At 61.0% G+C, this 7687-nt stretch carries 8 protein-coding genes; 4 read left to right on the top strand and 4 right to left on the bottom strand.

The window, feature by feature from the left end; genetic code table 11:
• Positions 1 to 806 (bottom strand): VOC family protein (locus tag WA943_RS14670; protein ID WP_424470638.1); only part of this gene is annotated, 806 nt, incomplete at its 3' end.
• A gap of 76 nt (positions 807 to 882) precedes the next feature.
• Here WA943_RS14670 and WA943_RS14665 point away from each other — a divergent pair.
• Both WA943_RS14665 and WA943_RS14660 read left to right on the top strand, forming a co-directional pair.
• On the top strand, positions 883 to 2256 hold the full coding sequence (locus tag WA943_RS14665; protein WP_424470637.1) for a serine hydrolase domain-containing protein: 1374 nt from the start codon (positions 883 to 885) through the stop codon (positions 2254 to 2256).
• The gene (locus WA943_RS14660; RefSeq protein ID WP_424470636.1) at positions 2256 to 3683 is read left to right on the top strand and encodes an FAD-binding oxidoreductase; all 1428 of its coding nucleotides are present in this window, start codon (positions 2256 to 2258) and stop codon (positions 3681 to 3683) included. The genes WA943_RS14665 and WA943_RS14660 overlap by 1 nt, the downstream gene beginning before the upstream one ends.
• Here the strand turns inward: WA943_RS14660 and WA943_RS14655 are convergent.
• From WA943_RS14655 to WA943_RS14645, 3 genes are all read right to left on the bottom strand, one after another.
• Positions 3680 to 5020, bottom strand: a complete 1341-nt coding sequence (locus WA943_RS14655; protein WP_424470635.1) for a hemolysin family protein — start codon at positions 5018 to 5020, stop codon at positions 3680 to 3682. The genes WA943_RS14660 and WA943_RS14655 overlap by 4 nt on opposite strands.
• Positions 5021 to 5206: 186 nt before the next feature.
• Positions 5207 to 5695 carry an SRPBCC family protein gene (locus tag WA943_RS14650; RefSeq protein ID WP_424470634.1) on the bottom strand — a complete coding sequence of 163 codons (489 nt, stop codon included), beginning with the start codon at positions 5693 to 5695 and terminating at the stop codon, positions 5207 to 5209.
• Positions 5692 to 6060 carry an ArsR/SmtB family transcription factor gene (locus WA943_RS14645; RefSeq protein WP_424470633.1) on the bottom strand — a complete coding sequence of 123 codons (369 nt, stop codon included), beginning with the start codon at positions 6058 to 6060 and terminating at the stop codon, positions 5692 to 5694. Before WA943_RS14645 ends, WA943_RS14650 begins: the two co-directional genes overlap by 4 nt.
• Before the next feature lie 227 nt (positions 6061 to 6287).
• Here WA943_RS14645 and WA943_RS14640 point away from each other — a divergent pair, with 227 nt between their 5' ends.
• Together WA943_RS14640 and WA943_RS14635 are read left to right on the top strand one after the other, a co-directional pair.
• Positions 6288 to 6749, top strand: a complete 462-nt coding sequence (locus WA943_RS14640; protein WP_424470632.1) for a GNAT family acetyltransferase — start codon at positions 6288 to 6290, stop codon at positions 6747 to 6749.
• Positions 6750 to 6762: 13 nt separating this feature from the next.
• Complete coding sequence (locus WA943_RS14635; RefSeq protein WP_424470631.1) at positions 6763 to 7641, top strand: phosphotransferase enzyme family protein; 879 nt, start codon at positions 6763 to 6765, stop codon at positions 7639 to 7641.
• Positions 7642 to 7687: the final 46 nt, after the last annotated feature.

Here is a 7687-nt window from a genome sequence, read left to right as displayed (position 1 = left end):
TTGCGTCCGAGACGCACTTCGGAAACATCATGGCCTTCATGCAAAATGCGCTCGCGGACAGTCCCGACGCTGCCGACGCGCCAGGCGAGACCCCAAAGGAAGTCCTTACTGGGCGCCTTTGTGGCGTCGAGCGGCTGAACGATTTCGAGCGTGACGCCACCAAGACGGAAGAAAAGCTGGCGAACGCCCCATTCGGGCTTTGAATGATCGAGCGCCAGGCGAATGCCGAAGATGTCGCCGAACAGGGTCTTGAGCGCCTCGGCGTCGGGCGTCATCACCACGACATGATCGACGGCGGAGATGGCGTTTTCGTCCGTGGCCTCGCCTCGCAGCGGGGCCTTTGGCAGCGCGTCGGCCGGGCTCAGATGCTCGATACCGAACATGAAGATGCCGCGCATCTGCGCGCTGTCGAAACTGAAGGAGCGCCAGCGCCGTTCCGCCCCGGTGAGGTCGTCGCGACCCGAGCCATCGACGGGATCGCCCGCCTTGTGCCCGCGGGCGCGGAGCGCCGCCACGGCGGCATCGGCATCGGCGGTGCCGAGCACGACGCCGAAGAGGCCCTCGCCCGTCTCGTCAAGCCGGGCAGACAGCGCCCTTGCGCTTGGCCCCTCGCCGACGGGGGCCAGAAATTCGATATAGGTATTGTCGAGGCGGTACAGGATGTTGCCTGTGCCCTGCCCCGGATGGGTGCCGCGCCATGAGGGCGAACGGCCCAGAATGCGGCTATAGGTCGCCTCGGCAGCGTCCAGATCGCGGACGGCTATGATGATGTGGTCGAGGCTGATGAAGTCTTTCGTTTCGGTCATAGGGCGGCACTCTAAAGCGCAGACGGACGGCGCACCATGCTAAAGTCCGCAACAAATATTGCGAGATTGCGAATTCATGTCCAAGCTTTCATCCAGCCTTCAAGAGCGACTGACCGACCTCGTCGGGACTTATGGCGTGCCGGGGGCGTCGCTTGCCGTATGGGCGGGGGGTGAGCTTTCCGAGGCGAGCGCCGGGGTCGTCAATCTCGAGACGGGCGTCGCGGCCACGAACGACACGCTGTTCCAGATCGGCTCCATCACCAAGCTCTATACGTCGGCGCTCTGCATGCAGCTTGTCGAGGAAGGCAAGCTTTCGCTCGATGAGCCGGTGCGAAAATGGCTGCCGGATTTCAAGGTTGCGAATGCTGACGTGACGGCGCGGGTCACGCTGCGACATCTCCTCACGCATACGAGCGGCATTGAGGGCGACTATTTCAAGGATGCCGGGCGCGGCGAAGATCGCATCGCGCGCTTTGTCGGCATGCTTGGCGGCTTGCCGCAAGTGCACCCCATCGACGCGATGTTCTCCTATTGCAATACGGGCTTCGTGATTGCCGGACGGCTTATCGAAATTGCGGGCGGGCAGCTCTGGGACAAGGCGATACGCAATCGCATTGCAAAGCCCATCGGCACGCCGTCTTTCTCGACGCTGCCGGAGCAGGCCTTGCGCTATCTGACGGCCATCGGGCATCTCGGCGCGCCGGGCGCGCTGGGCGTAACGCCTCTTGCCTATCTCGCGCAATCGAATGCGCCTGCGGGATCGATGTCCATGACGCGAGCCCGCGATGTCATCACCTTCGCGCGCATGATGATGGGCGGCGGCATTGGGCCCAATGGCACAAGCATCCTGTCGGAGGCGAGCGTCCGGGCCATGCATGAGATGAATGTCGCCTGCCCAACACGCATGAATATAGACGCAATCGGCCTAGCGACGTTTCTCTGGGACTGGGACGGCGACGGGCGTTACGAAATCTTCGGCCATGACGGCTCGACCATCGGCCAGGCGGCATGGCTGCGCTATCACCCCGAAAGCGGCGTCGCTGTTGCATTGCTGACGAATGGCGGCAATGGCAAGGGGCTCGCGCAGGCGCTGCTCACGGACATCTTCAGCACAGCGGCAGGCATCAAGCCGCCCTCGCCGCCTGTTGCAACGCCGGACTTTGCCTATAACGCAAGTGCCTATGAAGGGCGCTATGCGAATGTCATGGAGATCATCGAGGTGACGGCGGAAAATGGTCGGCTGATTGCGACGACCATTCCTTCGGCCAATGCCGCCGTCATTTCCGGCGTGCGGCGTGTGCCGCTCGATCCGGTGGATGGTGAGTTGTTTGTCGGCGTCGTGCCGGGTTTCACGGAAGCGACGACCTATCATTTTCTTGATCGCGACGGCGATGGGCGACCGCGCTTTCTCCATTGCGGCGTGCGCGCCCACAAGCGACTGGAGGCGTGATGCCCTCTCCTGAAACACTGGCACGCATGAAGGCTGTCGTCGGGCCGCACGGTTTCATCGACGATGTGAACGACATGGCGCCTTACCTCGTCGAGCGGCGCGATCTCTATCATGGCCGCGCGGCGGCGGTGCTGCGGCCTGCCTCGACGGCGGAGGTTTCGGCGCTGATGAAGATCGCGCATGAAACGGGCACGCCTGTCGTGCCGCAGGGCGGAAACACCGGGCTTGTCGGCGGGCAGATCCCGTTCGAGAGCGGCGATGAAGTGATTTTGTCGCTGACCCGCATGAACCGGATCATCGCGCTCGATGCAGAGAACAATACGCTGACGGTGGAAGCGGGCGTAACGCTGGCGGCAGCGCAAGAGGCGGCGTCAAAGGTCGGGCGCCTCTTTCCACTGAGCCTTGCCTCGGAAGGAAGCTGCCAGATCGGCGGCAATCTTGCGACCAATGCCGGCGGCACCGCCGTCTTGCGCTATGGCAATGCGCGCGATCTGGTGCTTGGGCTCGAGGTAGTGCTGGCCGATGGGCAGGTGTGGGACGGGCGCAAGGGATTGCGCAAGGACAATACCGGATACGATCTGAAGCATATCTTCATGGGCTCGGAAGGCACGCTCGGCATCATCACCGGCGCAGTGCTGAAACTCTTTTCAAAGCCGCTTGCCGTCGTGACCGCCTTTGCCGCCGTGCCCTCGGTTGAAGAAGCGGTGAAGCTTTTGCGTATCGCAGACAATGCCAGCGGCGGGCTGGTGACGAGTTTCGAGCTGATGCCGCGCATCGGCATCGAGTTCGTGACGCGCCATATGCCGGGCACGGTCGATCCGCTCTCCGTCGCCTCGCCCTGGTATGTGCTGCTGGAACTGAGCGCGGGGGGCACCATCGAAAGCCTGAACGAGATGCTCGAAGTGCTGCTGGCAGCGGCGATGGATGTCGGCGCTGTAACGGATGCTGCCATTGCGCATTCCGAAGCGCAGAGGCTGAAATTCTGGCAGATGCGCGAAAGCATGTCGGACGTACAGCGGCTTGAAGGCGGAAGCATCAAGCATGACGTATCGGTGCCCGTGTCCTCGGTCGCGGCATTCATTGCGCAGGCAAGCGATGCCGTCGGACAAGCAATGCCCGGTATCCGACCTGTGCCGTTCGGCCATGTTGGCGACGGCAATATTCACTTCAATCTTTCGCAACCTGTCGGCGCGGACAAGGCCGCCTTCCTTGCGCGCTGGGGCGAGATGAGCGCCATCGTTCACTGGATCGTGCGCGAGTTCAACGGTTCGATCAGCGCCGAGCATGGCATCGGGCGCATGAAGCGCGACGAGATTGCGGAGACAAAATCGCCGATCGAGATCGAGTTGATGCGAACGCTGAAACGCGCGCTCGATCCGACGGGAATTCTCAATCCCGGCAAGGTTGTGAAGATGAATAAAAGCTAGTCGGCCGTCCGTGCGAGCGAAGTGCCGACAGGGATGTTCTGCGCGGGCACGATCATCACCTTGTCGATGCGCGGGCCATCCATGTCCACGATTTCGAAGCGATAGCCGTTCCAGCCGAAATAATCGCCCTCGCGCGGCAGGCGGCCGAACCAGTTGAACATGACGCCGGCCAACGTATTCACCTCCGCCTGCTCGTCGCCGGGGAGCTTCGTCAGCGTAAGCGCGCGGCGCACTTCATCGACCGAAACGAAACCGTCGATCAGATAAGAACCGTCCTCGCGCATGGCGATGCCGGGATTTGCGTCGCCCACATGATCGGAGAGGTCGCCGATCATGGCGAAAAAGATTTCACTCATGGTCAGTGAGCCGACAACATCGCCATATTCGTCGATGATGAATCCCATATACATGCTCTCCGACTGGAGAATGCTCAACGCCTTCAGCGCCGAGGCGGTACGCGGAATATATAGCGGCGGCGATTTCTTTCGCAGCAGCTCGTCATTCGTCTTGGGCGTCAGGAACAGGTCTTCCAGCCGGATCATGCCGATGGGGCCGCCATGCGCGCCGCGCCGGATCGGGTAGCGCATTTTCTGCTCGGAGCGGATCAATGCGAGATTTTCCTCGACCGAGAATTCCGTATCGAGCCACACCATTTGCACGCGCGGCGTCATGATCTCGCTGACGCGCGTGTCGCCGAGACGGAAAACGCGGTTGACGATATCGCGCTCAACGCCGTCGATGGCACCGGATGCCGCGCCCTCCTCCACCAGATGCTTGATCTCGTCTTCCGTCACGCTCGAGACCTGCTGGCCGGTAATGCCATAGAGCTTGACCACGGCCTCGGTGGACCACGACAGGAAAGTGACGGCAGGACTCAGAAGTCTTGCAAGGCCGCTCATGGGCCGTGCGATAGTGGCGGCAATGGCTTCGGGGTTCGTCAATGCGATGCGCTTGGGAACCAGTTCGCCAAGGATCAGTGTCAGGTAGGTAATAGCGATGACGACGATCGAAAGTGCGATGGCTTGCGCATAGGGCGCAAGGAACGGCACCTCCGCAATGACCACGGCAATGGGCGCGGATACGGTCGCACCACCAAATGCGCCGGTAAAGACGCCGACCATGGTGATGCCAATCTGGACAGAGGACAAAAACCGTCCGGGTTCGGCGTGAAGGGCAAGCGCCGTTTCCAGACCGGCAGATGGTCCGTCCGTGCGCTTTCGCGCGGACAGCAAGGCTTGCAGCCGCTGACGGCGCGACGAAACAATCGCCATTTCAGACAGCGAGAAAAACCCGTTCAGCAGTATCAGAACGAGCAGGATGATGATGTCCGAAAGCATGTCGTTCCCAAGTCCGTCGCGGCGTACCAGTATATAGGGAGAGGCGGCGACGCGCGCGAATAACCTTCATGCCTGTTTTCCCGGCGAATCTTGGGGAAGTCGGGAGCGGTTATGACAATCAGACGGGGCGGCATGGACCCCGGGAAGGCAGGCTCCGGGCGCATGACGGGATCACGGGTGCCGCGCTCAAGCCCTCTGCAGCTCGGCAGCGAGGGCGTCCAGCAACTGGCGCGTGCCTTCTTCCCGCCCCTTTGCAGAATCCACATTGTCGAAAAATGCGCCCTGCTCGGTATGCCTGAGAAGCGTCCCGCCACCGGAGGAGAAAAACTCAACCGTGGTGAGTGACGCCGAAAGGGGCTCAGACCCGATCTTCATTCTATAGGCAAAGACAATGCGCCGGTCGGGGACGATATCCTGAAACTGCGCGTCGAGCCTTATTTCCGGGCCACCCTGATAGCGGAAACGCGAGACCTCGCCGCCACCAATGCGGAAGTCATAAGTGAACTCGTCAATGTCCCAACCCTCCCCTTCGACACGCCAGCGCCGCACCATGTCCTTATTGGAAAAGGCGGCGAAAACGCGCGCGGGGGACTGCGGATAGGTCCGCTCGATTGTGAAGGTATTGTGGATCACGGAGCCGTCTTCGAGTGTGGTATCGATGTCCTTCCCGCTCATTTTTTCTTACCCTTTGATTTGAGTTTTTTCGACTGAGACGGCTCATCCATCTCCGCCAGAAGCACGCCGAGGCGATCGAGGCGGCGCTCTGCAAGCGTGCGTCTGTCAGCGATCCATTCGGCAATCGGCGCAAAGCCCCGCGGCTCGATGCGACAGGTGCGCACGCGACCAAGCTTCTCGCTCTGTATGAGGCCGCATCCCTCGAGCACCTGAAGATGCTGGACGACAGCGGCAAAGCTCATGTCGAAAGGTGCCGCGAGCTCGCTGACCGTGGCCGGGCCGCGGCTCAGCCGTTCGATGATGGCGCCGCGCGTCGGCTCAGCCAGCGCCCTCAGGCGATCGTCAATGTCTGAATACTTAATCATAGACTTAAGTATTTGTGCGGGCGTTCCGATTGTCAAGTCGCAGCTAAAGTGTTTTCGAGGTCGAAAGGTCTGGCTCAGAACAGATCGGGCGCTGACACCATCAGGCGCTCGAACTCCCTCAGCGGCGCTGCGGGCGAACAACCTAACCCCTTTTCTGCCCATGAATCCGGGCGACCGGGGCTCGGTTATGCTACCGTGCCGGGCTTTCCGCGGCATTTGGAGAGCCCATGAGCGACGCACCCGCACCTTCCGCCAATCCCGAATTAAACCCTGCCATCACTTTGCGGTCGGCCGAGGACGCTGACTTCGAGGCGCTGGTCCGTCTATGGGACGCCTGCGGACTGACTCGCCCCTGGAACGACGCGCGTAAGGATATCGCCTTCGCAAGGCGCGGCCCGAACTCCGATGTTCTCGTAGCCGAGCGCCATGGGCACATCATCGCCTCGGCTATGGTGGGCCATGACGGCCACAGAGGTGCGGTTTACTACGTCTCGGCGGATCCGGCGCATCGCGGCGAGGGCCTTGGACGGCTCATCATGAAGGCGGCCGAAGACTGGCTCATCGCGCGCGGGGTTTGGAAGCTCAATTTGCTGGTACGCAAAAGCAACTCGGGCGTGATCGGATTTTATGAAGAGATGGGGTATACGGAGGAAGATGTCGTGGAGATGGGGAAGCGGCTGAAAGAATGAGGGGGGATAAGGCGTGGCGGCATATTCATCTCTGGATTTGACGGAACTCAAAGCGCTGGCCGTTCAATATGGAGTGCGCTTCAACCGAGCCGAGCAGGTTAAGGGCGGGATGGCAAATACGTCATATCTGCTCGACGACAGCCACATTCTCTCGGTATTGAACAATCACGACGAAGCAAGCGCAAACGAACTTGCGGGAATCGTTGCCCATGTCAGTTCGCATGGCGTCGAGACGCCGGAGCTGATCGAACGACTGGAGGGAGGGACCGTTACCAGCGCTGGGGCCACTCCTGTGATCCTGAGGCCGTTCATTCCCGGCATTCCGTTAAGCGAGAGACCCGATCAGCGTCCAGCCGACATCGGCGAACTACTCGCAAAAATTCACACGGTGCCGCCACTTAGTGGTTTCAGATCGCGACTGCGACGTATTCCGGCTTCTTGGAGAAACGATCTCGCTGGTCATTCATGCGCCGATCTTGTCGCTGCAATTGAGACAGCGGAAGCGTTCGAGGCGTCCGGCGCCTTCGAGCGAGACGCCTTTGTCTTCACGCATGGCGATCTCTTTCCGGACAACATCATCGAGCGTCCGGACGGGTCGCTCGTTCCGATCGACTGGGAAGCAGCGGCCATGGATTCGGCATTGTTTGATCTCGGGATAACGCTGGTGACGGCGGCGAGTGCCAAAGACGGGTTTTCCGATGCGCGCGTCGGAACGATGATCGACGGGTATCGGCGCATGCGTGTTTTCGACTGGGACGACGAACTAATTTTGAAGGCCGGAAAGTACGCGACAGCAATGCTCGCCTTCAGCCGCTTCATGCGCCACCACATCCGCTTCCCGAATCCGGCGATGCATGACAGCTATAAGGAAATGCTGGCCTTCGCTCGCTGAAGCATTCGCCATACGCAAGGCCCCCTCACCCTGCCCTCTCCCCGGA

Source organism: Parvibaculum sp., assembly GCF_049651025.1.
In the GTDB taxonomy this organism is placed as follows: Bacteria; Pseudomonadota; Alphaproteobacteria; order Parvibaculales; family Parvibaculaceae; genus Parvibaculum.
Note: the sequence above shows the minus strand (reverse complement) of the source record. Positions and strands in the feature narration are given on the sequence as shown.